Origin of the sequence: Cryobacterium zongtaii (assembly GCF_002909375.1) — a bacterium.
In the GTDB taxonomy this organism is placed as follows: domain Bacteria; phylum Actinomycetota; class Actinomycetes; order Actinomycetales; family Microbacteriaceae; genus Cryobacterium; species Cryobacterium zongtaii.
The window spans coordinates 1-25636 of the sequence record NZ_PPXD01000019.1; the positions used below are offsets into that span (position 1 = coordinate 1).

At 69.7% G+C, this 25636-nt stretch carries 24 protein-coding genes and 1 pseudogene; 17 read left to right on the forward strand and 8 right to left on the reverse strand.

Annotated elements, in window-relative coordinates; genetic code table 11:
• The 8 genes and pseudogenes from C3B61_RS12145 to C3B61_RS20220 form a co-directional block, all read left to right on the forward strand.
• On the forward strand, positions 1 to 842 hold an 842-nt coding region (locus C3B61_RS12145), incomplete at its 5' end, for an ABC transporter permease (RefSeq protein WP_341866771.1).
• A gap of 60 nt (positions 843 to 902) precedes the next feature.
• Positions 903 to 2054, forward strand: a complete 1152-nt coding sequence (locus tag C3B61_RS12150) for an ABC transporter substrate-binding protein (RefSeq protein WP_103460938.1) — start codon at positions 903 to 905, stop codon at positions 2052 to 2054.
• A 225-nt stretch (positions 2055 to 2279) separates the two neighbouring features.
• Positions 2280 to 3569: pseudogene (locus C3B61_RS12155) on the forward strand (aminotransferase class III-fold pyridoxal phosphate-dependent enzyme); the annotation flags it as partial.
• Between the two features lie 117 nt (positions 3570 to 3686).
• Positions 3687 to 5186, forward strand: coding sequence for a CoA-acylating methylmalonate-semialdehyde dehydrogenase (locus C3B61_RS12160; protein ID WP_103460940.1), 1500 nt, complete (start codon positions 3687 to 3689; stop codon positions 5184 to 5186).
• 142 nt (positions 5187 to 5328) lie between these two features.
• A complete protein-coding gene (locus C3B61_RS12165) occupies positions 5329 to 6945 on the forward strand; it encodes a xylulokinase (protein WP_103460942.1) in 1617 nt (538 codons plus the stop codon).
• A gap of 101 nt (positions 6946 to 7046) precedes the next feature.
• Positions 7047 to 7508, forward strand: a complete 462-nt coding sequence (locus tag C3B61_RS12170; protein WP_103460944.1) for a hypothetical protein — start codon at positions 7047 to 7049, stop codon at positions 7506 to 7508.
• Positions 7487 to 7855, forward strand: coding sequence for a P-loop NTPase family protein (locus C3B61_RS20215; protein ID WP_341866772.1), 369 nt, complete (start codon positions 7487 to 7489; stop codon positions 7853 to 7855). Before C3B61_RS12170 ends, C3B61_RS20215 begins: the two co-directional genes overlap by 22 nt.
• Positions 7852 to 8103 carry a hypothetical protein gene (locus C3B61_RS20220; RefSeq protein WP_341866773.1) on the forward strand — a complete coding sequence of 84 codons (252 nt, stop codon included), beginning with the start codon at positions 7852 to 7854 and terminating at the stop codon, positions 8101 to 8103. The genes C3B61_RS20215 and C3B61_RS20220 overlap by 4 nt, the downstream gene beginning before the upstream one ends.
• 27 nt (positions 8104 to 8130) lie before the next feature.
• On the opposite strand, the gene C3B61_RS12180 is transcribed toward C3B61_RS20220, so the two are convergent.
• Positions 8131 to 8376: a hypothetical protein gene (locus C3B61_RS12180; RefSeq protein ID WP_103460945.1), complete on the reverse strand. Its 246-nt coding sequence runs from the start codon at positions 8374 to 8376 to the stop codon at positions 8131 to 8133.
• Between the two features lie 143 nt (positions 8377 to 8519).
• Here C3B61_RS12180 and C3B61_RS12185 point away from each other — a divergent pair, with 143 nt between their 5' ends.
• The 4 genes from C3B61_RS12185 to C3B61_RS12200 all read left to right on the forward strand — a co-directional run bounded on the left by C3B61_RS12185 (position 8520) and on the right by C3B61_RS12200 (position 13248).
• Positions 8520 to 9809 (forward strand): ROK family transcriptional regulator, encoded by a 1290-nt coding sequence (locus C3B61_RS12185; RefSeq protein WP_244285925.1) that lies wholly within the window; start codon positions 8520 to 8522, stop codon positions 9807 to 9809.
• 80 nt (positions 9810 to 9889) lie between these two features.
• Complete coding sequence (locus C3B61_RS12190; protein ID WP_103460949.1) at positions 9890 to 10978, forward strand: sugar ABC transporter substrate-binding protein; 1089 nt, start codon at positions 9890 to 9892, stop codon at positions 10976 to 10978.
• A 99-nt stretch (positions 10979 to 11077) separates the two neighbouring features.
• Positions 11078 to 11947 carry an ATP-binding cassette domain-containing protein gene (locus tag C3B61_RS12195; RefSeq protein ID WP_103460950.1) on the forward strand — a complete coding sequence of 290 codons (870 nt, stop codon included), beginning with the start codon at positions 11078 to 11080 and terminating at the stop codon, positions 11945 to 11947.
• On the forward strand, positions 11944 to 13248 hold the full coding sequence (locus tag C3B61_RS12200) for a sugar ABC transporter permease (RefSeq protein ID WP_088457431.1): 1305 nt from the start codon (positions 11944 to 11946) through the stop codon (positions 13246 to 13248). Before C3B61_RS12195 ends, C3B61_RS12200 begins: the two co-directional genes overlap by 4 nt.
• Before the next feature lie 248 nt (positions 13249 to 13496).
• On the opposite strand, the gene cobA is transcribed toward C3B61_RS12200, so the two are convergent.
• Positions 13497 to 14591, reverse strand: a complete 1095-nt coding sequence (gene cobA / locus C3B61_RS12205; RefSeq protein WP_103460952.1) for a uroporphyrinogen-III C-methyltransferase — start codon at positions 14589 to 14591, stop codon at positions 13497 to 13499.
• A 3-nt stretch (positions 14592 to 14594) separates the two neighbouring features.
• Positions 14595 to 17267, reverse strand: coding sequence for a nitrite reductase large subunit NirB (gene nirB / locus C3B61_RS12210; protein WP_103460954.1), 2673 nt, complete (start codon positions 17265 to 17267; stop codon positions 14595 to 14597).
• Positions 17268 to 17469: 202 nt separating this feature from the next.
• Here nirB and nirD point away from each other — a divergent pair, with 202 nt between their 5' ends.
• Together nirD and C3B61_RS12220 are read left to right on the forward strand one after the other, a co-directional pair.
• Positions 17470 to 17868: a nitrite reductase small subunit NirD gene (gene nirD, locus C3B61_RS12215; protein ID WP_088457428.1), complete on the forward strand. Its 399-nt coding sequence runs from the start codon at positions 17470 to 17472 to the stop codon at positions 17866 to 17868.
• Positions 17868 to 18611 (forward strand): sirohydrochlorin chelatase, encoded by a 744-nt coding sequence (locus tag C3B61_RS12220; RefSeq protein ID WP_103460955.1) that lies wholly within the window; start codon positions 17868 to 17870, stop codon positions 18609 to 18611. Before nirD ends, C3B61_RS12220 begins: the two co-directional genes overlap by 1 nt.
• Positions 18612 to 18638: 27 nt before the next feature.
• Here the strand turns inward: C3B61_RS12220 and C3B61_RS12225 are convergent, their stop codons facing one another.
• Both C3B61_RS12225 and C3B61_RS12230 read right to left on the reverse strand, forming a co-directional pair.
• Positions 18639 to 19193, reverse strand: coding sequence for a GNAT family N-acetyltransferase (locus tag C3B61_RS12225; RefSeq protein ID WP_103460957.1), 555 nt, complete (start codon positions 19191 to 19193; stop codon positions 18639 to 18641).
• Positions 19194 to 19240: 47 nt separating this feature from the next.
• Entirely contained in the window at positions 19241 to 20167 is a 927-nt protein-coding gene (locus C3B61_RS12230) for a LysR family transcriptional regulator (RefSeq protein WP_103460959.1), read from the reverse strand.
• Positions 20168 to 20299: 132 nt separating this feature from the next.
• On the opposite strand from C3B61_RS12230, the gene C3B61_RS20175 reads away from it, so the two are divergent.
• The 3 genes from C3B61_RS20175 to C3B61_RS12240 all read left to right on the forward strand — a co-directional run bounded on the left by C3B61_RS20175 (position 20300) and on the right by C3B61_RS12240 (position 22623).
• Positions 20300 to 20422: a hypothetical protein gene (locus C3B61_RS20175; RefSeq protein WP_255453135.1), complete on the forward strand. Its 123-nt coding sequence runs from the start codon at positions 20300 to 20302 to the stop codon at positions 20420 to 20422.
• A gap of 72 nt (positions 20423 to 20494) precedes the next feature.
• Positions 20495 to 21040 (forward strand): orotate phosphoribosyltransferase, encoded by a 546-nt coding sequence (pyrE, locus tag C3B61_RS12235; protein WP_165787853.1) that lies wholly within the window; start codon positions 20495 to 20497, stop codon positions 21038 to 21040.
• Complete coding sequence (locus tag C3B61_RS12240; protein WP_103460962.1) at positions 21040 to 22623, forward strand: hypothetical protein; 1584 nt, start codon at positions 21040 to 21042, stop codon at positions 22621 to 22623. The genes pyrE and C3B61_RS12240 overlap by 1 nt, the downstream gene beginning before the upstream one ends.
• A gap of 79 nt (positions 22624 to 22702) precedes the next feature.
• Here C3B61_RS12240 and C3B61_RS12245 read toward each other — a convergent pair whose 3' ends face one another.
• From C3B61_RS12245 to C3B61_RS12255, 3 genes are all read right to left on the reverse strand, one after another.
• Positions 22703 to 23503 (reverse strand): HAD-IIA family hydrolase, encoded by an 801-nt coding sequence (locus C3B61_RS12245; RefSeq protein ID WP_088457422.1) that lies wholly within the window; start codon positions 23501 to 23503, stop codon positions 22703 to 22705.
• A gap of 124 nt (positions 23504 to 23627) precedes the next feature.
• Positions 23628 to 24272 (reverse strand): metal-dependent transcriptional regulator, encoded by a 645-nt coding sequence (locus C3B61_RS12250; RefSeq protein ID WP_103460964.1) that lies wholly within the window; start codon positions 24270 to 24272, stop codon positions 23628 to 23630.
• 25 nt (positions 24273 to 24297) lie between these two features.
• Positions 24298 to 25581: an Nramp family divalent metal transporter gene (locus C3B61_RS12255; RefSeq protein WP_103460965.1), complete on the reverse strand. Its 1284-nt coding sequence runs from the start codon at positions 25579 to 25581 to the stop codon at positions 24298 to 24300.
• Positions 25582 to 25636 lie beyond the last annotated feature (55 nt).

Genomic DNA, 25636 nt, shown 5'->3' on the forward strand with positions numbered 1-25636 from the left:
CGCGGGGTCGAGACGCGATGAGCGCCGGCGCGAGCACGCGCGTGGCTGCGCCGGCCGGGCCGGGCCGGCCGGGCGCATCGGGCTCCGGCCTGGCCCGCACCGTGCTGCCACCGGTGCTGCTCGGCGTGGCCGCGATCCTGCTCTGGCAGGGCGTCGTCACCGTGCTGGCGATCAAGCCGTTCATCCTCCCCGGGCCCTTCGCGATCGGCGAGCAGTTCATCACCAACCTGCAGAACGTCGTCGGGGGCTCCGTCGTCACCGGGCGCAACGCCCTGATCGGGTTGGTGCTCGGCGCGATCGTGGGCGTGCTGCTGGCCATCCTCTCGGCCCTGGTGGGGATCTTCGACGAGATGGCCGCCCCCATCGTCGCCGCCGTCGCCGTGGTGCCGATCGTCGCGCTGGCGCCCGTGCTCTACACGATGTTCGGCGCCAACGCCGAGACCGCCCGGCAGCTCGTGGCCGCGCTGGCGGTCTTCGTGCCGGTCTACTTCAACACTCTCAAAGGGCTGCGGATGGTGCGCCCGGTGCACCGCGACCTGATGCGCTCCTACGCCGCCTCGAGCTGGCAGGCCACCAAGACCGTCACCCTGCCCACCGCGGTGCCGTTCGTGTTCACGGGCCTGCGCATTGCGTCCTCGCTCGCCGTGATCTCCGCCCTCATCGCCGAGTACTTCGGCGGCCCGGTCGGGGGCCTGGGCAAGTCGATCACCTCGGCCGCGTCCAGCAGCAACTACGGGCTGGCCTGGGCCTACGTGCTCGGCTCCATCATCCTCGGGCTCCTCTTCTATTGCGCGGCTCTCGGCCTGGAAAAACTGGTCAGCCGCCGCGCCCCCACCGCTTGACCATCCCGCACCGCAGCATCCCGACACAGCACCCCCGCAGCAGTACCTAAGGAGGAACTCATGAAACACAGCACTCGATGGCTCACAACGGCCGGCGCCGTCGCGGCGGCCAGCGCCCTCGTTCTCACCGGATGCACCGCCTCCGGCGATACCGCACCGACCGAGGACTCCGCCAGCGGCGACCTCACCCCGGTCACCCTGCAGTTGCAGTGGGTGGCCCAGGCCCAGTTCGCCGGCTACTACGCGGCCGTCGACCAGGGCTACTACGAGGAGGAAGGCCTCGACGTGACCATCGAGGAGGGCGGCGCCGACATCGTGCCGCAGGACGTGCTCGCGTCCGGCGACGTGGACTACGCCATCTCCTGGGTGCCCAAGGTGCTCGGCTCCATCGAACAGGGCGCCAACATCACCGACGTCGCGCAGATCTTCGAGCGCAGCGCCACCACCCAGATCTCGTTCACGGACAAGAACATCACCAGCCCGGCCGACCTGGCCGGCAAGAACGTGGGCAGCTGGGGCTACGGCAACGAGTGGGAACTCTTCGCCGGCATGCAGCAGGCCGGCGTCGAGGTGGGCGACATCAGCCTCGTGCAGCAGGCCTTCGACATGAACGCGTTCCTCGCCGGTGACATCGACGCGGCCCAGGCGATGACCTACAACGAATACGCCCAGGTGCTGGAAACCATCAACCCCGACACCGGCGAGCTCTACCAGCCAGAGGACCTCAACGTCATCGACTGGAACGAGGAGGGCACCGCGATGCTTCAGGACGCCATCTGGGCCAACACCGACAAGCTCGCCGACGACGAGGCCTACGCCGACCAGACCGTGAAGTTCATCAAGGCCTCCATCAAGGGCTGGATCTACGCCGCCGAGAACCCCGAAGACGCCGCGACCATCGTGGCCGATGCCGGCTCGGCCCTGCCCGCCGGGCACCAGCTGTGGATGACCAACGAGGTCAGCAAGCTGATCTTCCCGTCCACGAACGGCGTCGGCCTGATCGACGAGGCCGCCTGGGCCAACACCGTCGACATCGCCATGAACACCAAGAACGAAACCGGTGGCACCATCATCACCACAGACCCGCCGGAAACCGCGTACTCCAACGAGTACGTGCAGCAGGCCCTGGATGAGCTGACCGAGGAGGGAGTCGACGTCATGGGCGCCGACTGGGCTCCGATCGACGTCACCCTCAAGGAGGGCGGCGAGTAGAACAACCTCCGCACCGGGCGGCTGCCGAGCGCAGCCGCCCGGTGCACCACCGCTCCGGTACCCGCGGGGCACAGAGCAGAAGGAACAACATCGTGACCGACATCGACACCGGCACAACCACCGACACGAAGCCCGGGCTGAACGAGCGCACCACCGAACTCGACCGCGCCCACGTCTTCCACTCCTGGTCCGCCCAGGGTGCACTGAAGCCCCTCGTCATCGCCGGCGGCCTCGNCCGAACTCGACCGCGCCCACGTCTTCCACTCCTGGTCCGCCCAGGGTGCACTGAAGCCCCTCGTCATCGCCGGCGGCCTCGGCTGCCGGGTCTGGGACCACGACGGGCGCAGCTACCTCGACTTCTCCAGTCAGCTGGTCAACGTCAACATCGGCCACCAGCATCCGGCCGTGATCAAGGGCATCATCGAGCAGGCGCAGCTGCTCACCACCATCGCGCCGTCCACCGCCAACCTGGCCCGCGGCGAGGCCGCCAAACGCATCGTCGACCGGGCACCCGACGGCTTCAACAAGGTCTTCTTCACCAACGGCGGTGCGGATGCCAACGAGAACGCCATCAGGATGGCCCGGCTGCACACCGGCCGCGACACCGTGCTCTCCACCTACCGCTCGTACCACGGCAACACCGGCGCGGCCATCGTCGCCACCGGCGACTGGCGCCGCATCCCCAACGAGTTCGCCCGCGGACACGTGCACTTCTTCGGCCCGTACGTCTACCGCAGCGAGTTCTGGGCGACGACGCCCGAGCAGGAATGCGCGAGGGCCCTGCACCACCTGGAGCGGGTCATCCAGAGCGAGGGTGCCACCTCCATCGCGGCCGTGCTGCTCGAGTCCATCCCCGGCACCGCCGGGGTGTTGATGCCGCCGCCGGGCTACCTCGCCGGGGTGCGCGCACTCTGCGACCGGTACGGCATCATGCTGATCCTCGACGAGGTGATGGTGGGCTTCGGCCGCACCGGCCGATGGTTCGCGTTCGACGGCACCGGCGTGGTGCCCGACCTGATCACCTTCGCCAAGGGCGTCAACTCCGGTTACGTGCCCGTCGGCGGGGTGATCATCTCGGACGCCATCGCCGCGGACTTCGACGACACGGTGTTCCCCGGCGGGCTCACCTACAGCGGACATCCGCTGGCGATGGCCTCGATCGTCGCCGCGCTGGACGCCATGGCGGAGGAGGGCATCGTGGCCAACGCCGCCCGGATCGGCACCGAGGCCATCGGCCCGGGCCTGGCGGCGCTCAAGGCCAAGCACCCGATCATCGGGGAGGTGCGTGGCGAGGGCGTCTTCTGGGCGATCGAGCTCGTGGCCGACCCGGAGAGCAGGGCGCCCGTGCCGCCGGCGGTGATGGCCCGCATCAAGACCGAGCTGCTGGCCCGCAACCTGCTGCCCTTCATCATGGACAACCGTATCCACGTGGTGCCGCCCTGCGTCGTGACCGACTCCGAGGTGGCCGAGGCCCTGGCCATCTACGACGAGGTCCTCTCCCTGGACCTTCTCTAACAGCCCATCGCTGGTCGAGCTTGTCGAGACCCCGCGACCACATCTCACAACGTAGACACGGTCACCGGATCTCGACAAGCTCGATCAACGGACAACACCCCAACAGAATCGACTGACATGAAAGACCTTCCCGTCCTCACCCACTGGATCGACGGCGCCCCAGGCGCCGGAAGCTCCACGCGCACCGCCCCCGTCTACAACCCCGCCACCGGCGCAGTGCAGCGCCTGGTCTCCCTGGCCTCCGCGGCCGACGTCGACACCGTTGTCGCGTCGGCCCAGGCCGCCTACCCCGCCTGGCGGGACGCCTCCATTGCCAAGCGCCAGGGCGTCATGTTCGCCTTCCGCGAGCTCCTCAATGCGCGCAAGGGCGAGCTGGCCGACATCCTCACCAATGAGCACGGCAAGGTCACCTCCGACGCCCTCGGCGAGATCGCCCGCGGCCTCGAGGTCGTCGAGTTCGCGCTCGGCCTGCCGCACCTGTCCAAGGGCGAGTTCTCCGAGAACGTCTCCACCGGCGTCGACGTGTACACCTTGCGCCAACCGCTCGGCGTGGTCGGCATCATCAGCCCGTTCAACTTCCCGGCCATGGTGCCGCTCTGGTTCTTCCCGATCGCCATTGCCGCGGGCAACACCGTTGTGCTCAAGCCCAGCGAGAAGGACCCGTCCGCCGCGAACTGGCTCGCGGCCCTGATGACAGAGGCCGGCCTGCCCGACGGTGTCTTCAATGTCGTGCACGGCGACAAGGAGGCCGTCGACGCGCTCCTGGTCAACCCCGACGTGCAGGCCATCTCCTTCGTCGGTTCCACCCCCATCGCCAAGTACATCTACGAGACCGCCGCCCACCACGGCAAGCGGGTGCAGGCCCTCGGCGGCGCCAAGAACCACATGCTGGTGCTGCCGGATGCCGACCTCGACCTCGCCGCGGATGCCGCCGTCAACGCCGGCTTCGGCTCGGCGGGGGAGCGCTGCATGGCCATCAGCGTGATCGTGGCCGTCGAACCCGTCGCCGATGAGCTGATCTCCAAGATCGCCGACCGCGTCAAGCGACTGAAAGTGGGCGACGGCATGCGCGGCTGCGACATGGGCCCGCTGATCACCGAGGCGCACCGCGATAAAGTCGCCGGTTACATCGACATCGCCCTGGCCAACGGCGCGGAGGTCGTGATCGACGGTCGCGGCATCGAGGTCGACGGTGAGGCATCCGGCTTCTGGCTCGGCCCGACCCTGTTCGACAAGGTCAGCCTGGACTCCGCCGTATACACGGACGAGATCTTCGGTCCGGTGCTGAGCGTGCTGCGGGTGGCCAGTTACACCGACGGCGTGGCCGTCATCAACGCCAGCCGGTACGGCAACGGCACCGCCATCTTCACCAACGACGGTGGGGCGGCCAGGCGCTTCCAGCACGAGGTGCAGGTGGGCATGGTCGGCATCAACGTGCCGATCCCCGTACCAGTGGCGTACCACTCGTTCGGCGGCTGGAAGGACTCCCTGTTCGGTGACGCCAAGGCGTACGGCCCCGCCGGCATCACCTTCTACACCCGGGAGAAGGCCGTCACCGCCCGGTGGCTGGACCCGAGCCACGGCGGCATCAACCTGGGCTTCCCGCAGAACACCTAGGTGAGCACGTAAAGGCGGACTTCTTCCCGACACACCGTGCTCCGCGGCCACCGCACACGGCGATTCGCGACGATCTCCGCCTTTACCGATCTGGCGGCCTGATCGGCGAGAACTGCCTCGCAGATACCGCCATAATTTAGGTATGACTAGCAACGATGCACTCGACGCCGCCCGGACCGCAATTCTCAGCGGACGGACGTCCCTGGGGATCGAGCTAGGGTCGACCCGCATCAAGGCCTGCCTGATCGGCGAGGACCCGGCTGACGTCCTCTCCGTCGGCAGCCACGAGTGGGAGAACCAGTTCGTCGATCGGGTCTGGACGTACTCGTTGGCAGACGTGTGGACGGGCATCCAGGCCGCTCACGCTGCCCTCGTCGCCGATGTCGAAAAGCAGTACGGGGTTCGCCTGGAAAGCTACAGTGCTGTCGGCGTTTCGGCGATGATGCACGGCTATCTCGCGTTCGACGCCGCCGGCGAGCAGCTGGTTCCGTTCCGCACCTGGCGCAACACCACCACAGGTCCCGCGGCGACCGAGCTGACCGAGCTGTTCGGCGTGAACATTCCGCTGCGCTGGTCGATCGCACACCTGCACCAGGCGGTCGTCGACCACGAGCCGCACGTGGCGCAGCTCGACTTCATCACGACCCTCGCCGGCTACGTGCACTGGCAGCTCACCGGCCGCAAGGTCCTGGGCGTCGGCGATGCCTCGGGCATGTTCCCCATCGACGCCGCCACCGCGGACTACGACGCCGAGCTCCTCGCCCGGTACGACGGCCTGGTCGCCGAGTCCGCTCCCGACCTCAACCTGGCCGCACTCCTGCCCACCGTGCTGGTGGCCGGCCAGCCGGCAGGCGAGCTCACGGCGGCGGGCGCGGCCCTTCTCGACCCGACCGGTGCCCTGCGTCCAGGCGCCGTGCTGTGCCCGCCCGAGGGTGACGCCGGCACGGGCATGGTCGCGACCTGTTCCGTCGCCCCACGCACCGGCAACGTCAGCGCCGGCACCAGCATCTTCGCGATGGTTGTGCTCGAACGCCCCCTTAAAAAGGTGCACCACGAGCTCGACCTGGTCACCACCCCGGCCGGCGATCCCGTCGCCATGGTGCACTGCAACAACGGGGCAAGCGAGCTCGCCGCGTGGGCCGGGATGTTCGGCCGCTTCGCCGCGGCCAGCGGTAACCCCGTTGCCAGCGACGCGGTATTCGACGCCCTGTTCCGTGAGGCGCTCGACGGTGATGCGGATGCCGGCGGCCTGTTGGCCTACAACCACCTGGCCGGCGAGCCCATCGCCGGCCTCACCGAGGGGCGGCCGCTCTTCGTGCGCACCCCCGACAGCCGGCTCACCCTCGCCAACTTCATGCGCGCGCAGCTCTACGGAGTGTTCGGCACGCTCAGCCTCGGTATGCGCGTTCTCGCCGAGGAGGGCGTCGAACTCGACGCGATGTTCGCGCACGGTGGGCTCTTCCGCACCGCCGGTGTCGCCCAGCGATTCCTCGCCGGCGCCTTGGATGCCCCGGTCTCGGTCGCCGAGACGGCATCGGAGGGCGGCGCCTGGGGCATCGCGGTCCTGGCGTCCTACACGGCGGCCACAGCATCCGGCGTCGACCTCGACCTGGACGGGTACCTGCGTGAGCGAGTGTTCGTGGGGCAAGAATTCGAGACCGTCGCCCCGGACCCTGTCGACGTCGCCGGCTTCGCCGACTACCTGGACCGCTACCACGCGGGTCTTGCCGTCGAACGGGCTGCCGTCGACACGCTCTGAGCCGAGCTCCACCGCACACGTCCCCATTGCGACGCGGCTGCACGAATTGCCGCAGCCTGAATCGTCCCAGTGAGCTGTGGCATTGGGCATAGGCTCTGGCCATGCTTCGCATCCGAAAGACGCGGTGGAAGGTCGCCTACATTGCCGCCGGTCTGACCGTATTGGCACTCAACAGCGCGGCCTTTCCGCACACCGTCACGAATCCGATTTTTGCGGTGGAGGGCATCCTGCTGTACCTGCTCCTCTATTTCGGTGGTGTGCGGTCCTTCCGTGGTGCAGACGAGCCGGTTGAGCCGCCACGCGCCTGGTGGCGGATGACCTCGCGACCACGGGCTGGCTTCGTGGTCGGATCGTTGCTGGTCCTGAGCGTCGCCAACTGGATGTTCTCGGTCGCCACGGGGGCGACCGACGTGGCACTCGCAGGCGTGCTCGGTGTGATCGCTGATGCGTTGCTGGCTTTCCTGTACTTCAGGTCCTCGGTCCGGCTGCACCGAGTGCCCCCTCGCATCGTGCCCCAGCGAACGGTCCAGGACCCGCCGCAGTGGAAACCCATCAGGCGTTGACCGGTGCGCCCGCGATGAGTCGGACGGCCATGCTCTCCGCCGACGGTGCCCTTCCGCTTCGGCCCCGCCGAGTGCTGGTTGCCGGGGTGTCCGGCACGGGCAAAACTACCCTCGCCGCGCGGATCGCCGTGATCACCGGGGGCGCACACACGGAGATCGACGCGCTGTTCCACGGCCCGAAGTGGGTGCCCCGGCCCGAATTCGCCGATGATGTGCGAGGCTTCATCGCCGCGGAGTCATGGACGACCGAATGGCAGTACAGCGCCGCCCGCGAGGTGCTTGCCGAACGTGCCGATCTGCTCGTGTGGCTCGATCTGCCGTTCTGCGCGTCACGCTTCCCCGGGTGATCCGCCGTACCATCCGCCGCCGGGTTCGTCGCGAGGAGTTGTGGAACGGCAACGTCGAGCCACCCATCCGCACGCTGCTCAGTGACCGTGAGCACATCGTGCGGTGGGCGATCTCGACCCGGCGGAAATACGACGAACGGGTGCCGGCGCTGGACCTTGCGCACCCCCACCTCGTCGTCGTGAGGCTGCGATCGCAGCGTGAGGTCGAGCGGTGGCTGGGCGGGGCTCTCGCTGACGCGGTGCGCTAGCGGGGCACCGCCGGTGCGGTGGGCCGGTTAGTCCGGCGGCTCAACGTGCTCGCCGAACGGCGGAAGGTTGATGTCTTCCTCGTTGACCTCCACGTCCCCGAAATCGTCCGGTCCGCCCGTGCCCGGCGCCACCTTCACCTTGTCCGCGACGTCCGGGTCGACAGCCGCCGGCGGTGACTCGTCCTGTTTGGCTTGCGTCTCCGTTTCACTCGCCGGACTGTAGCTCGTGTCCTTGCGGGTCTGGTCGCTGTCGCCCAGGTCCTTGCCCGACATACCTTGGTCCTCCCGAATCGTGGTCCGAATCTGGCACAAGCATGCACCGCCGATGCCTTCCTGACTACCTGTGGAACGTCCAGGGATCCCGCCCGGCGCGAAAGCTTGCCCGTCCTGGTGGTCTCGGCAGTATCGTGTCTCCTGTGAGCAGCCGCCGCAATCCCGGGTCGCAGTCGTCCCTGCGTGAGGCCAACCGCGCCCGCATCCTCGACGCGATCACCCACCACGGCGCCCTCACCCAGGTGGAACTGGCCGCGGTCACCGGGCTGTCGCCGGCCACGGTGTCCAACATCGTCAAGGAGCAGGCCGCCGCCGGGGTGCTGGCGACCACGCCCACGTCCCGCAGCGGCCGTCGCGCGGTGCGAGTCACCCTCGCCAGGGAACTGGGCCTGGTGGTGGGCCTGCACGTGGCGAACCGGCAACTGCGGCTGGCGCTGGCCGACGCCGGCCACCAGGTGCTGGCCGAGCGGATGCTGCCGCTGGCCCGCGATCACCGCGCCGACAGTGAACTCGACAGGGTGATGCTGCTCATCCGGGACATGGCCGAGTCGGTGGGCGCCGGCCTCGACGAGGTGCTCGCGGTGGGGGTGGGTCTGGCCGCCCCTGTCGACCCGCGTACCGGCCTCATCGCCACAGCCGGCTTGCTGCGCGGCTGGGACGGGGTGCCCGTCGCCGAGGAACTCGAGTCGCGGCTGCACCGGCCGGTGTTCGTCGACAACGAGGCCAACCTCGGTGCACTCGCTGAGTACCGCATCGGCGCGGCCCAGGGCGTCCGGCAAGCGGCCTATCTGCGCCTGTCGCACGGCGTGGGCGCCGGCCTGATCGTGGACGGCCGGGTCTATCGCGGCGGTAGCGGCAAGGCCGGAGAGATCGGTCACGTCACCCTCGACGAGCAGGGCCTGGTCTGCCGATGCGGCAACCGCGGCTGCCTGGAGACCCTGGTGGGAGCCTCGGCGCTGGCCGCGAAGTTCCCCGGCAGCCACGGCGAGGTCAAGCTGCGCGACGTCGTGCTGCGCGCCGACGCGGGCGAGGCCCTGGCGCGCCGGGTGATCGCCGATGCCGGCCGGCACCTGGGTATCGCGCTCGCGGGTCTGAGCAACCTCATCGACCCGCACCGCATCGTGGTCGGCGGTGAGCTGGCCGAAGCCGGCGAGATGCTGCTCAGCCCCCTGCGGCACGCTCTGGAACGCTCCACCCTGGCCACCGCAGCCGGGGTGCCCGAGGTGGTCAAGGGCGAGCTGGGGGAGCGGGCCGAGTTGCTCGGCGCGGTGCTCTTCGCCATCGATCGCGCCCAGATCACGGCGGGCCGCACCGACGGCCCGATCCGCACCGTGGCGGCCGCCCCGGCCCCCGATATCCTGCCGGGGATCGGTGGCATCCTGCCCGGTCTGTCCCCGCAAATATCGCCCGAAAGGGGCGGTCTGGCCTCTTGAGTTCAAGCCTTGACGGCATTTGGCACCGGGGCCATGCTCGTTACACCGCCAACGAGGGTGGTCACAGTAGGAGGCACATCATGAGAAAACCCAGGAAGAGGTTCGCGCTCCTGTCGATCGCATTGATCGCGACCGCGGGTGCTCTGACCGCGTGCACCACCGGCGACGACGGCGGCAGCGACGACGGCGGCGGCGGGTCCGGCGACGCCATCAAGATCGGCCTGCTCCTCCCCGAATCCCAGACCGCCCGGTACGAGAAATTCGACCGCCCGCTGTTCGAAGAACACCTGGCGACCCTGGGCGACTACGAAGTCGTCTACGCCAACGCCGACCAGGATGCCTCGAAGCAGCAACAGCAGGCTGAATCCGCCCTCACCGAGGGCATCGAGGTCATGGTTCTCGACCCCGTCGACGGTGCGGCGGCAGCCAGCATCGTCGCGAACGCCGCCGCGCAGGACGTTCCGGTGATCGCCTACGACAGGTTCATCGAGGGTGGCCAGATCGCTTACTACATCTCCTTCGACAACGAACAGGTCGGTGTTCTCCAGGGTGAAGCCCTCGTGGAGCGGCTCCAGGCCGACGGTACGACCACCGGCATCATCATGATCAACGGGTCGCCCACCGACGGCAACGCGACGCTGTTCAAGGAAGGCGCCCACTCGGTCATCGACGCAAGCGGCATTCCGATCCTGGCCGAGTTCGACACGCCGGACTGGAGTGCCGAGGAGGCTCAGACCTTCGCGGCCGGCCAGATCGGTCAGTTCAGTGACCAGATCTCGGGCGTCTACGCGGCCAACGACGGTACGGCAGGCGGCGCCATCGCGGCACTGCGGGCCGCCGGAGTCGACCCGATCCCCCCGGTCACCGGTCAGGACGCCGAGCTCACCGGCATCCAGCGCATCGTCGCCGGCGACCAATTCATGACGGTCTACAAGGCGATCAAACTGGAAGCGGAGTTGGCTGCCGAGGTGGCCGACCAGCTGGCCCGCGGCGAAACGCCGGAGGGAGACACCGAGGTTGACGGCATCCCCGCGACCCTGCTCACCCCGGTCGTCGTCACCGTCGACAACATTGCCGACACCGTGATCGCCGACGATTTCTACACCGTCGACGAGATCTGCACCGCTGAATACGCGGACGCCTGCGCGGCGGCCGCCGGCCTGCAGTAAGGCGGTGCCCCAGACGCCGGCCGGGAGTCCTACCCACGATTCGACTCCCGGCCGGCCCACCGGCTCCAACAGCCAGCGGCTGCAAACAGAGGAATCACAATGACCGTGCTTTCCCCCGAACCCGTGCAGGGCGCACCAACCAGCGAACTCGTGCTCTCCATGCGCGGGATCGACAAGAACTTCGGCGCCGTGCAAGCCCTCACCGCCATCGACCTGGACATCTACTCCGGTGAGGTGGTTGCGCTGGTCGGCGACAACGGTGCCGGCAAGTCCACCCTGATCAAGATCCTTGCCGGCGTGCACCCCAAGGACGGCGGCACGATCACCGACGGAGACAAATCGGTCACGATCAACAACCCGGCTGAATCCGGCGCGTTGGGCATCGCCACCGTCTACCAGGACCTGGCCCTGTGCGACAACCTCGACGTGGTCGCCAACCTGTTCCTCGGCCACGAACTCGGCCGGGGCACCATCGACGAGGTCGAGATGGAGAAGCGCTCCTGGGAGCTGCTGCGGCAACTGTCGGCACGCATCCCCTCGGTGCGTATCCCGGTGGCGTCGTTGTCTGGCGGTCAGCGCCAGACCGTGGCCATCGCCCGTTCGCTGATCGGCGACCCGCGCATCGTGATCCTCGACGAGCCCACCGCGGCGTTGGGCGTGGCCCAGACCGCCGAGGTGCTCAACCTCATCGAGCGGCTGCGTGAACGCGGCCTGGCCGTGGTGCTGATCAGCCACAACATGGCGGATGTGCAGGCCGTCGCCGACCGCATCGTGGTGCTGCGTCTGGGCCGCAACAACGGTGAATTCAAGGTGGCCGATGTCACCTACGAAGACATCATCGCGGCCATCACCGGCGCCTCCGACAACGCCGTCACCCGGCGCGCCCAAGCCAGGGTCGGCTCTCCGGAGGCCGCGGATGACGCTGTTCCACCCCCTGATGTTGCACCCCCAGAGGAGGCCCGGCCATGACGACCCCGACATCGCCCCCACAGTCCAGCCCGCCCGAACCGGCGGCGCCGCCCACCGAAACCGTGCGCCTCGCCGCGGTGGCCGCCGACCTGCAGGACGAGCGCCTCATCCAGCAGCACGGCATCGGCGGTGCGGTGCGCGCCTTCGGTCGGCGGGTACGTTCCGGTGACATCGGTTCGTTGCCCGTTGTGATCGGCCTGATCGTGATCTGGGTGGCGTTCTCCCTGCTCAACCCCAACTTCCTCTCCAGCACCAACCTGGTCAACCTCACCCTGCAGTGCGCGGCCGTCGGCACCATCTCCATCGGCATCGTGCTGGTGCTGCTGCTGGGCGAGATCGACCTGTCGGTCGGGTCGGTCAGCGGCCTGTCCGCGGCCATCCTCGCGGTCGGGTTTGTGAATCTGGGCTGGCCGCTGCCGGTCGCCCTGCTGGCCTCGTTGCTGTCCGGTGTGGTCATCGGCCTGCTGTACGGGTTCCTGTATACCCGGTTCGGGGTACCCAGCTTCGTGATCACCCTGGCCGGGTTGCTCGGCTTCCTCGGGCTGCAGCTGTGGGTGCTCGGCTCCACGGGGTCGATCAACATCCCGTTCGATTCCTGGATCGTGCAGTTCGCCCAGCAGTGGTTCCTGCCCGACTGGCTCTCCTACGTGCTGGTGATACTGACGGCGCTGGCCTATGCGGCGCAACTGTTCGTCACCGCGAACCGGCGGGCGGCGGCGGGGCTCTCGGCCGTGCCGGCCACCTCGATCGTGGTGCGCAGCGTGTTCCTGCTGCTGGTGCTCGCCGTGCCCACCTGGTACCTCAACCAGACCCGCGGTGTCGGCGCGACATTCGTGCTGTTCCTGGTGCTCGTCGTGGTGATGAACTTCTTCCTCACCCGCACCCGCTGGGGCCGGTCGGTGTACGCGGTCGGCGGCAATGTGGAGGCCGCCCGGCGGTCCGGCATCAACGTCACCAAGGTCTACCTCACGGTTTTTGTGCTGTGCTCCACCTTCGCGGCTCTGGGCGGCATCCTCGCCGCGGGCCGGCTGGCGGCAGCCAACCAGGGCTCGGGCGGCGGCGACACCAACCTCAACGCCATCGCCGCCGCGGTGATCGGCGGTGCCAGCCTCTTCGGCGGCCGCGGCAGCGCGTTCTCCGCGCTGTTGGGCATCCTGGTGATCCAGTCGATCTCCAGCGGCCTGACCCTACTCAACCTGGACTCGTCGATCCGGTACATGATCACCGGCGCGGTGCTGCTGCTCGCGGTCATCGTCGACTCCCTGTCGCGCCGCACCCGGGCGTCGCACGGTAGAGCCTGACCGCCTCCCGCCCGGGGCCGGGCGGAGGCGGCAGAGGAAGGCGGCGGTTCTCGCCCCACCCCGGCAGCGCAGCCGGCGAGGCAGGATCGCCGCCTTCGCGTTGCCGGGACGCGGCACCATCGCCGGGAGTACCTCATGCAAGTGGCGGTGATCCCCTTCGCTGACTTGCCGCAACGTTCCCTTTCCAGAGCAGGCACAGGGGGTTTTGCAGCAACTCGGCAGGTCAGTCGGCTCGGCGGGGCGGGAACCTAGGTTGCCAGGGTCGCGGCCTCGCGCAGGAGATCGGCGGCAGTGTCATCGCCGTGCGCGGCCAGGGCCACCACGTCGCCGATCACCACGACGGCGGGGGAGCGCACCCCGGCGTGGGCCGCGAGCGCGGCGATGCTGTCCAGCCGGCCGAGGGTCGTGCGCTGGTCGTGGGCGAAACCGCGCTCCACGATCGCCACGGGCATGTCGGTGCGCATCCCGAGCCTGGTGAGGCCGGCAACCAGCTGCTGCAGGGTGCCGATTCCCATCAGGACCACGATGGTGCCGCCCAGGCCCACCAGGTGGGTCAGTTCGGTGTCGCTGATCGGCGCGTGCCCGGAGATCACCGTGAACATCCGGGTGATCTCGCGGTGGGTGACGGGGATGCCCGCGGCGGCCGGCACGGCGATGGCGCTGGTCACCCCCGAGATCACGGTCACCGGCACACCGGCGGCGCGGCAGGCGATGACTTCTTCGCCACCCCGACCGAAGACGAACGGGTCGCCGCCTTTCAGGCGCACCACGGTGAGGCCGGCCAGGGCGGATGCCACCATCATCCGCTCAGCATCGCGTTGGGGGATCGCGTGGTGACCGGGAGCCTTGCCCACGTCGATCTGCTCGGCGCCGGGCGCCCAGACGTCGAGCCTGTCGGTGGGGCCGAGCCGGTCGTAATAGACGATGTCGGCCGCGTTCAGTGCCGCGAGCGCACCGACCGTGAGCAGGCTTTCCAGGCCGGGGCCGCCGCCGACGAGCGTGACCGACCCGATGGGCGCGGTCGACGCCGCGGTTTCCCGGCTCAGCCAGGTGCGGTGCCGCCCGCACGCCGCAGCGATCACGGCGTCGGTGGGCGGAGTGGTCTCCACGACGGCGACCAGGTCGACGGCGGCGATGAGCGCATCCCAGGCGCCGACCGACCGGGGAAACACCGGGGTGTGCACCCCGGGCGCCGGTCGGACGGCCGGTGAATGCGGGCCGGGTCCGGCCAGGTGGTACACGGTCGCGCCCGCGGCAAGGTACCGCGCGAGGACACGGCGTGCCGCGTGGGCCCCGCCGACGACGAGCACCCGTTTCCCCGAGAAGTCGAGGCCGGCGGACACGGGCTACTCCACGCCGGTCGCCGAGGAAACCGGGATGTCGATGTCGTCCCGGCGAACCGGGATGGTGAGGCCGGCCAGGTGGACGGGGCCGGCGGCGCTGGTGCCGTCGCGTTCTTCAGGGCGGGCCGGACGCGGCTGGCCGCGTTCGATCACCTGAAGGAGCGACGGGTCGGGGGTGTCGGAGTTCACGAACGGCCGGAACCGGCGCAGGCGCTCGGGATCGGCCAGCGTGGCGGCCCACTCGTCTTCGTACACGTCGATGTGGGCGGCCATGGCCGCTTCGAGGTCATCGGCGATGCCCAGGGAATCGCTGCAGACGACGTCGCGGACGTGGTCGAAACCACCCTCGATGTCTTCCTGCCAGCGGGCGGTGCGCTGCACGCGGTCGGCGGTGCGGATGTAGTACATCAGGTAGCGGTCGATGTACTTGATCAGGGTTTCCTCGTCGAGGTCCTTGGCGAGCAGCACGGCGTGAACCGGCTGGAAGCCGCCGTTACCGCCGACGTAGAGGTTCCAGCCCAGCTCGGTGGCGATGACGCCGATGTCCTTGGCGCGGGCCTCGGCGCACTCGCGGGCGCAGCCGGAGACACCGATCTTGAACTTGTGCGGCGAGCGCAGGCCGCGGTAGCGGTTCTCCAGCGTGATCGCCAGCGCCACGGAATCCTGCACTCCGAAGCGGCACCAGGCCGACCCCACACACGACTTCGCCGTGCGCAGGCTCTTGCCGTAGGCCTGGCCGGACTCGAAACCGGCATCCACCAGGGTGCGCCAGATGTCGGGCAGCTGGTCGAGCCGGGCGCCGAACAGGGCGATCCGCTGGCCACCGGTGATCTTGGTGTACAGGTTGAATTCGGCGGCGACCTCGCCGATCGCGATGAGCTTCTCCGGGGTGATCTCACCACCGGGAATGCGGGGGATAACCGAGTAGCTGCCGTCCTTCTGCATGTTGCCGAGGGCACGGTCGTTGGTGTCCTGCAGGCCGCCACGGCCGGCATCCAGGATGTACGCGGAGGACTGCGAGGCCAGGATCGAGGCGATGGTGGGCTTGCAGACATCGCAGCCGAGGCCGGTGCCGAAGCGTTCCATGATCTGGTCGAACGAGGTGAGCTGCAGTACCCGCACCGACTCGAACAGTTCGCTGCGGCTGATCGAGATGTGCTCGCAGAGCGCCTTCGAGATTTCAAGGCCGGCGGCGGTCAGTTCGGTTTCGAGAACCTTCTTGAGCAGCGGCACGCACGAGCCGCACTGGGTGCCGGCTCGGGTGCAGGCCTTGAGCGCGCCGAGCTCGGTGACGGGGTCGCCGTGGTCGCCACGGATGGCCGCGCGCACGGTGCCGAACGACACGTCGTTGCAGGAGCACAGCTGGGCGTCGTCGGGCATGTCGGAGCTGGACGGCAGCTCGGCGCCGGAGGCGGACAGGTACGCGCCGGGTTCGGCGGGCAGTTCGCGGCCGAGCAGCGGGCGCAGCGACAGGTACGGGGAGGCGTCGCCGACGAAGATGCCGCCGAGCAGGGTCTTGGCGTCGCTGGACACGACGACCTTCTGGTACAGGCCACGCGCGGGGTCGGCGTAGACGACCTCGAGGGCCCGGTCGCCGGTGCCGAAGGCGTCACCGAAGCTGGCCACCTCCACACCGGAGAGCTTGAGCTTGGTGGCGTCATCGATGCCGGGGAACAGGGCCTGGCCGCCGTTGAGCCTGTCGGCCACGACCTCGGCCATCGCGTTCGCGGGAGCGACGAGTCCGATGCAGCGGCCGTCGTAGCTGGCGACCTCGCCGATGGCCCAGATACCGGGCACGGAGCTGGAGCAGTCGTCGCCGATCACGATGCCGCCGCGCGGGCCGATCTCCAGGCCCGCCGCGCGGGCGAGTTCGTCGCGGGCACGGATGCCGATGGACCAGACGATCAGGTCGGCGTTGATCTGCCGATCGTCGTCGAGGGTCAACCCGAGTACCTGGCCGGTCTCGGCGACGAGGATCTCGGTGGGCCGGTGGCCGAGTTCGAGGTGGATGCCCTGGCCGTGGATGAGACGGCCGAGGGCCATGCCGGCACCCTGGTCGAGCTGGGTGGGCATCAGCCAGGTGGCGCCATCCACGATCGTGGTGTTGGCGCCGAGGCGCTGCACACCGCCGGCGGCCTCGAGCCCGAGCAGGCCGCCGCCGATCACGGTGACGTTCGCGGGCCGGCCGAACTTCGCCTTCAGGCGCGCGGTCTCGCTGACGAGGAAGTCCACGTCCTCGATGGTGCGGTACACGACACCCTTGTCGCCACCGGGAACCGGCGGAACGAAGGCGCTCGAACCCGTCGCGAACACCAGGTCGTCGTAGATCAGGGCGTCACCGTTGTCGAGGGTGACGGTCCGGGCCGCGGGGTCCACGGCGGTGACGCGGCAGCCGCCGCGGTAGCGCACGGTCTCGGACTGCCAGAACACCGGGTCGCCCAGGGTGAGGTCCTCCGGACCGTTCAGGCGGTGCGAGAGGGAAACCCTGTCGTAGGGCAGGTGGATTTCCTCGCCGATGACGGTGATGTCGACGGGCCGGGCGGAATCGCCATCCGCGACGGTGCGGGCGACCATGGCCTCGGTGAACCGGTGCGCGGCGGGGCCGCCTCCGATCACGATGACGCGGCGCACGCCGTCCGATTCGCTGGTCGTCGGCAGGGGAGTGTTCAGTGTCATTACGGCATCTCTCGGGTAAATCAGGCCGCATAATCCCGACGGCGTCGTCCGCCGTCGCGCCGACCTCATGGCGTCCCTCAAGTAAGTCACATCCGCGCGCGCTAAAAGAGGGTACTTGGTCCCGAAGATCACGACCCCGGCTTGGGTAATCTGAGGGGGTGCCGAACGCATCCACTGGCCCGGCGCCGGAATCGAGGACATCATGCTGACCACTGAAAGCACCACCGCGCCGCGGAGCGCCGACGCCACCACCGGATGGGCGACAGTCTGCGAACTCTCCCAGCTCGAACCCCTGTGGGCAGAAGCGGCCATCGTCGACGGCGAGCAGCTCGCGCTGGTGCGGATGCCCGACGGAACCGTGTACGCCGTCTCCAACCGGGACCCCGCGACCGGCTCGTTCGTGATGTGCCGGGGAATCGTCGGCTCGCACGGGGACCGGGTGACGTTGGCCTCGCCGCTGCACAAGCAGGTTTATGACCTGGCCACCGGTGAGTGCTTCACCTCCGCCGACTTCACGCTGCCCACCTTCGAGACCAGGGTCGAATCCGGCTCGGTGCAGGTGCGGCTGGCCCCGGACGCCTCGGCCCGCGCCGCGGCGTGATGAGCGACGCACTCCAGCGCGACACAGCGCCGCTCCTGCTCCTCGCCTCGCACGGCTCCCGGGATCCCGCTGCCCAGCGCGCGGTGCTGGCCCTCGTCGACGCGGTGACCCTGGCGCTGACCACGATCAGCCCGGCCACTCCGGTGGCGGCCGGTTTCATCGATGTGCAGCAGCCGGATGTGCCGCAGTGCCTCGCCGAGGCCGACCCCGGCCGGTCCGCCGTCATCGTGCCGCTGCTGGTGTCCGCCGGGTACCACGTGAAGTTCGACCTCGCCAACGCGGTGGCCCAGGCCCAGCCGCGTCAGGTCGGCGTGACCGCGGCGCTCGGACCCGACAGTCGGCTGACCGGCATCCTCGCCGACCGGTTGGCCCAGAGCGGCCTGCGCGCGGAAGACCGCGTGATCCTCGCCGCCGCGGGATCCAGCGATGCGGACGCCGTGGCCGACTGCCGCACAGCGGGCGAGCAGCTCGCCGCCCTCCTGAGCCGACCGGTCACCGTCGCCTTCATCGCCGCCGCAACGCCGAGCCTGGTCGATGCCGTGGCCGCCGCGCGCAGTGAGTCACCGGATGCCCGCGTGGTCGTCGCGAGCTATCTGCTGGCACCGGGAACCTTCGCCAGGTGGTCGCAGGACGCCGGCGCGGACGTGGTCAGCGCGACCCTTCTCGTCGAGGGCGAGGAGCCCCCGGCCGCACTCGTCGACGTGGTGGTGGACCGGTACCTGAGCGGCGTGCGCGCGCTCTGACGCCGGGCGGGTCGGCAGCAAGAGGGCTTAAACCTCGAGGCCGTCGCGGATGATCGTCTGCCCGGTCGGCCATTCGCTGAACGGTGCCGCCACCGGGAGCACCATCGCGGGGCCGGTGAAGGTCTCCGGGCGCATCCGGGTGTCGATCATGCGGGTCACCTGTCCGGGCGACTGCCGCCAGCCTCCACCGACGTAATAGGCGACGAGCTCGGGAGCGCAGGTGAGGTAGCCGAACGGCAGCCCCTGACCGGTCAGGGCCGCGGCGGCCTCGGCGAGCAGCCGACGGCCGAGGCCGGTGCCCTGGTAGTCGGGATCGACGCCGACCAGTCCCACATCGCCGACCAGCTGCGACCCGCCGGACTCGAGGCGCAGCATCCGCCGCACGAAGCCGAGGTGGGCGACCGGCCGGCCGTCGTGGTAACCGATCACGCGGGCCTCCGGGCGGGCGCCCATCCAGCTGCGGGTGCCGGTGAAGGTGGCGTGGTCCTCGGGGTAGTAGCGCGCGAACAGGGCCGCCAGGGCGGTGTGGTCGTCGGCCGAGAGATCGGCCTCCCAGCGCAGGGTCCATTCGATGTCAGCCATCCGGTCAGCCTAACCGCCGGCGCACGACCAGCCGCTGGATTGCCGGCTCAGCCGGCCGCCGCCGCGTGCTCTGCCTGCACCTGCGCCGCCCGGGCGCGCAGCGCCTCGACGACGGTACGCACGGCCAGGCGCTCGGCGCGGTCGGGCCGCATCAGCGCCACGATCTGCCGTTCGGCGTCGAGTCCCCGTAGTGGCTTGAGCACCATCCGGCCGGGCTGGTCGCCGCTGGAGGTGTACCGGGGGACGAGGGCGATGCCGAGCCCGGCCATGATGAACGATTCGATCAGCCGCATGTCCGCGAACCGTTGGGTGACCAGGGCGCGGCTGCCGGTCTGCAGCTCGATGTCGTGCAGGATGCGTCCGAACGGGTAGCCGAGGGGCACGCCGATCCAGGTCTCACCGACCACGTCGCTCGCGCCCAGCGACACCCGACCGGCCAGCCTGTGTCCGGTCGGCAGGCCGACGTCGAGGGGTTCGGTCATCAGGGGCACCGAGGTGAGGCCGCGCCCGCCCCAGGTGTGCTGCCCGCGCATGCTGTGGGCGAGCACGATGTCGTATTCGCTCGTGAGCGCGGGAAAGTCGCTGAGCTCCGGGTCCATGTCGGTGCAGTGCACCGCCAGGCCGTCGTGGTCGGCCAGGTCCTGCAGTGCGCCCGGCAGCAGCATCTGTCCGGCGGTGGGGAAGGTGACCAGGCTCACGTCGCCGGTGGCCCGGTTGCGGAAGGTGTCCCAGACGGCTGTGGCGCGCTCCAGCGCCACCGCGATATCCGTCGCGCTCGCGGCCAGCGCGCGGCCGGCGTCGGTGAGCACAAGCCCGCGCCCGCTGCGTTCGGTGAGGGGCAGGCCGGCCTCGCGCTCGAGGACCTTCAGCTGCTGCGAGACCGCAGACGGGGTGCGGTGGGTGGCCCGCGCAACGGCGGTCACGCTGCCGCGTTCGGCCAGCTCGCGGAGCAGTTCGAGGCGCTGAACATCCATGAAGCCAGACTACATAGTCCTTGCTAAACAATGTGATTGTGCTGAATGGTTGTTGGTGGTCAGATAAAGACGTCGGTTACCGGGCAGCAGCCCGCGTGGCCCGGCCATCCACTTCCCTCGAAAGGCACGACCGTGTTCGTTTTCATGCTCCTCATCTCCCTTGTTGCCGTAGGCGCCGTCGTCGGCACCGTCGTTGCCGTGAACAAGGATGGCTACGGTCGTGTTCCCGTGCGGAAGTTCGTTCGCAGCTTCTGATCACCCCGACCGGCGCACGCCCGTATCGTGCACCGGGCGCGCGGGCGCGTGTTGGCCTAAAGTAGCCCTGTGATGGATACCCGCAGAAAACTCATCGACTACATCTCGGCCGACGCCGTCTTCCACGGTGACTTCACCCTCACCAGTGGCAAGAAGGCCACGTACTACGTGGATCTCCGCAAGGTCAGCCTCGACCACAGGGTCGCCCCGCTGATCGGCCAGGTCATGATCGATCTCATCAAGGACATTCCGGATGTCGTGGCCGTCGGCGGCATGACCATGGGCGCTGACCCCGTCGCCACCGCGATCCTGCACCAGGGCGCCGCCCGCGGGCTGGCCTACGACGCCTTCGTCGTTCGCAAGGAACCCAAGGACCACGGCCGTGGCCGCCAGGTCGAGGGCCCGGACCTCGCCGGCAAGCGGGTCATCGTCCTCGAAGACACCTCCACCACCGGTGGCTCACCGCTCGCCGCCATCGAGGCGCTGCTCAAGGTGGGCGCCATCATCGCCGGCGTCGCCGTGGTCGTGGACCGCAGCACCGGGGCCCGCGAAATCATCGAAGAGGCCGGCTACCCGTACTACGCGGCCATCGGACTCGAGGACCTGGGACTGAGCTGATGCCCGAGCAGCAGGGCGGTAACGACGACAAAGACCTCGGCCTGGACTGGCTCGCGGCTCAGCTGAACGCCGACGACAGCGAGGCTGCCGCCGAGCCCGACGACGAGCCCGCCGACGAGGCCGCCGCCGGCACCGAGGCGGATGCGCGGCCCGACTCTGCCCCGACCGTCGCCCTCCCCGTCGCGCCCGTTGTCGTTCCGCCGGTCGCGCAACCCGCCGCACCGCCCGCAGACCGGCCCGCCGCACCGCCGCGGCCCGCTGCGCAGGTTCCATCCCCGGATTCTGCGTCGGCCGACGGTGACACCGCGCCTGCCGCCACCATCCCGGCGCCGTCCGGCGGTTTCCGCTGGGGCCTCACCCCGACCATCGAGCCCGATCCGGCCGTTGACGCCGTGCGACGCACCCCGCCGGCCCAGGCCGCTCCCGCGACTCCAGTCATCCCCGCCGCGGCGCCGCCCGTTGCACCGGCGCCGCCCGTTCGTCCCGCATCCGCGCCGCGGGCCGCCGCACCGCCGCCCGCCGTTATGCCGGCGGCGCCCGCTGCTGCTGCCCCGGTGCCCGCTGCCCCGGTACCTGCGGCCCCGGTACCTGCGGCCGACCCGGAGCACACTCAGCCGCTCACCAAGACGCCGGCTCCGCCGCGGCGGACTCCCGCCGACCTCGAAGCGGCGCCCTGGTGGACGACCCCGGCCCAGTCCCGGCTGGTGCCCACCGCTGAAGAGGAGACGGCCGCTCTCGGTCGTCGTACGCCGGCCACCCCGCCGAGCCCGCTGGACACCGGCGTCGCACCGCGCCCCGCCGACTCCGCCAGCGCCCCGGTCTCTCGGCACGCCGCTCACGTACCACTTCCCGAACCGGCTCCGGCCGCGCTCCCCGTGTCCGCCGCGACCGCGGCCGCGGCCACCGGTGCAGCCACGGCAGCGCCCGGCCACGACGCCCACGCCGCACCGGCCCCGTCCGCCGACGAACCCGGTCCCCGTCGCCGCGGTCCGGCCGACGGCGAGCCGCCGCGCCGCCCCTCGAAGCGAGACCTGCTTTGGGTCGGGGGTGCCGTGGTCGTGGTGCTCGTGATCATCGGACTGTTCTTCCTGGGCCAGAGCCTGGGTGACACCCCGGCGGCCGCTCCCACCGAATCTGCCTCAGCCCAGCCGGGCGCCACCACGGAGCCCACGACCGCCCCCGAGCCCGCCGCCCCGGGCCCGCAGCCGGCCGGCGTGCACGCCTGGAACACCCTGTTCGGCACCGAGTGCCTCGAACCGTACACGTCGCCGTGGGACGAAGAATTCACCGTCGTCGACTGCGCCACCCCGCACACGGGCCAGCTGGTCTACCGCGGCATCCTCGAGGGCGACAGCGGTTCCCCGTTCCCCGGTGAGCAGGCGTTCGCCGACCAGATCAACGTGCTCTGCAGCGCCCCCGGCGTGATCGACTTCGAAACCGCCGGCGCCTACGGCGATGTGCAGCTGCAAGGCAGTTACCCGGTGACCGCTGAGCAGTGGGACGCCGGCGAGAGGTACTTCTACTGCTTCGCGAGCCGGTCCTCGGGCGAGCCGCTCACAGCGAGCCTGGCCCCGGTCGCCTAACGGCGCCGTAGCCACTCCGCACACACAGAAAGCCGGGCCCGAGGGCCCGGCTTTCCGTGTCACCGCGGTGCGCGGGTGGCTAGATTTCGTCGGATTCGACAGGTCCGGCGGCGAGCAGCTGGTGCACGCCGTCGAGGATCTCGTCGGGGCGGAAGGGGTAGCGGGCGATCTCGGCGGGGTCGCTGATGCCGGTGAGCACCAGAACCGTGTGCAAACCGGCCTCGATGCCGGCGACGATGTCGGTGTCCATCCGGTCGCCGATCATGCCGGTGTTCTCCGAGTGCGCGCCGATGCGGTTCATCGCCGAGCGGAACATCATCGGATTGGGCTTGCCCACGACGTAGGGCTCCATGCCGGTGGCCTTGGTGATCAGCGCGGCGATCGCGCCGGTGGCCGGCATCGGTCCCTCGGCGCTGGGGCCGGTCGCATCCGGGTTGGTCACGATGAACCGGGCGCCCTTGAGCAGCAGCCGGATGGCCTTGGTGATGGCCTCGAAGGAGTAGTTGCGGGTCTCACCCACGACCACGTAGTCGGGGTTGGTCTCGGTCATGATGAAGCCGGCCTCGTGCAACGCGGTGGTGAGCCCGACCTCGCCGATCACGAATGCCGTGCCGCCGGGGCTCTGCTGCTTGAGGAAGTCCGCCGTGGCCAGCGCGGAGGTCCAGATGCGTTCCTCAGGCACGTTCAGCCCCGAGGAGCGCAGGCGGGCCGACAGGTCGCGCGGCGTGAAGATGGAGTTGTTCGTCAGCACCAGGAACGGTGTGCCGGCATCGGTCCACTGCTGCAGCAGTTCGGCAGCGCCGGGCAGGGCCTGGTTTTCATGAACCAGGACGCCGTCCATGTCGGTGAGCCAGCATTCGATCTCGTCACGGGTTCTCATGACTCGCTCCTTCTTGTGGGACGAACTGGGCGCAACCAGGGGGACAGGCTGCCGTATCCAGACTATCGGGGAGAGGTTTGCTGGCGGCACCCCGCCGCTGCCCCCGGCGGCGCGGTGCGCCCGGTCAGCGCGTGAGCCAGATGGCGCCGGCGGCGTCCGGGGCGAGCGGGTGCAGCTCCCCGTCGGGCAGCCGTACACTGTGCGCGTCGACCACATCCAGCCGGCTGCCGGGGCCGATGCCCGCGTCGGCCAGGGCACGCAGGATGCCCGGATCGCGATCACTGACCCGCAGCACGGTTCCGGCGTGGCCGGGCGCCGCATCCGCGAGCAGGACCGCCGGCACCCGTACGCTGGAGCCGTCGGCGGCGGGGATGGGATCGCCGTGCGGGTCGGCCGCCGGGTGGCCCAGATGGGCGTCGATGGCTTCGAGCAGCCGGTCGGAGATCGCGTGCTCGAGCACCTCCGCCTCGTCGTGCACCTCGTCCCAGGTGTAGCCGAGCTCCCGCACCAGCCAGGTCTCGATCAGCCGGTGCCGGCGCACCACGGCCGTGGCGCGCATCCGCCCGGCTGCGGTGAGGGTGAGCGGGCCGTACGGCACGTGGGCAATGAACCCGTCGGCAGCGAGCTTCTTCACCATCTCGGTCACCGACGACGGAGCGATGCCCAGCCGGGTGGCCAGGACCCGGGGTGTGATCGGCGCCGGCTGCCACTCGGTATGCGCGTAGATCGTCTTGAGGTAGTCCTCGGCGGCCGGTGTGGTGGGTTTCATGACCACCTCGGGGTAGCGGGCCGGTTCATGCGGCGGTGAAGACGAGCACGAGCAGGACGGCGTTGAGGGACACCAGCAGCACCGCGGCCACGGCGCCGGCGGCCGTGGTGAACCAGCGGTTGGCGAAGTCGCCGAGCAGGCCGCGCTGCGCCGTGAGCCACACCAACGGGATGAGGGCGAACGGGATGCCGAACGACAACACCACCTGGCTCAGCACCAGAGCCTGGGTGGGATCGAATCCCACGCCGAGGATCAAAAGCGCCGGGATGAGGGTGACGATGCGGCGCAGCAGCAGTGGCACCCGCAGCTTGAGCAGGCCGTGCATGATCTCGGCTCCGGCGTAGGCGCCCACCGAGGTGGAGGCGAGACCGGAGGCCAGCAGCCCGATCGCGAACACCGTCGCGACCACCGGGCCGAGCGTGCTCTGCAGGGCCGCGTACGCACCCTCGAGCGAGTCGGTGCCTGGCACCCCCTGCAGAGCCGAGGCCGCGAGCAGCAGTATGGCGAGGTTGACGGTGCCGGCGATGGCCATGGCGATTGTGACATCCCACTTCGTCGCCCAGAGCAGGCGCCGGGTTGCGGCCGGTCCCTCCTGCATCGGGAACCTGTCGCGGGTGAGCGCGGAGTGCGCGTAGATGGCGTGGGGCATGATCGTGGCACCGAGGATCGACGCCGCCAGCAGCACCGAGTCCGCGCCCTCGAAGCGCGGCACCAGACCGTCGAGAACCGAACCGGCGTCCGGCGGCGCGAAGAAGACCCCGGCGGCGAAGCCCACCGTGATGATCAGAAGCAGGGCCACGATGACCCGCTCGAAAACGCGCGGGCCGCGTCGTGTCTGCACGGTGAGCACGATCATCGAGATGACACCGGTGATCACACCGCCGGCCAGCAGCGGCAGCCCGAAGAGCAGGTTGAGGGCCACGGCGCCGCCGATGATCTCGGCCAGGTCGGTGGCCATGGCCACGAGCTCGGCCTGCACCCAGTAGACCCGACGGGCGGTCGGCCGCCGCAGGCGCACCCCGAGGATCTCCGGCAGGCTGGTGCCGGTGACGATGCCCAGCTTCGCCGACAGGTACTGGATCAGCCAAGCCATCAGGTTGCCGGCCACGACCACCCAGACCAACAGGTACCCGTACCGGGCGCCCGCGGTCATATTGCTGGCCACGTTGCCCGGGTCCAGATAGGCCACGCCGGCCACGAGCGCCGGTCCGAGCAGCCAGAGCAGCCGGGTGGAGGCCACCGAGTTCAGCGAGGGAGGGGCGGCGCGTTCCGCCACGGTCGCGTTCGCTGCAGGGTCAGATTGAGGCATGCCTAAATCGTAGTGAGTATTTAGGTACGCCGAAACCCCCTCGGGGCGGATGCCG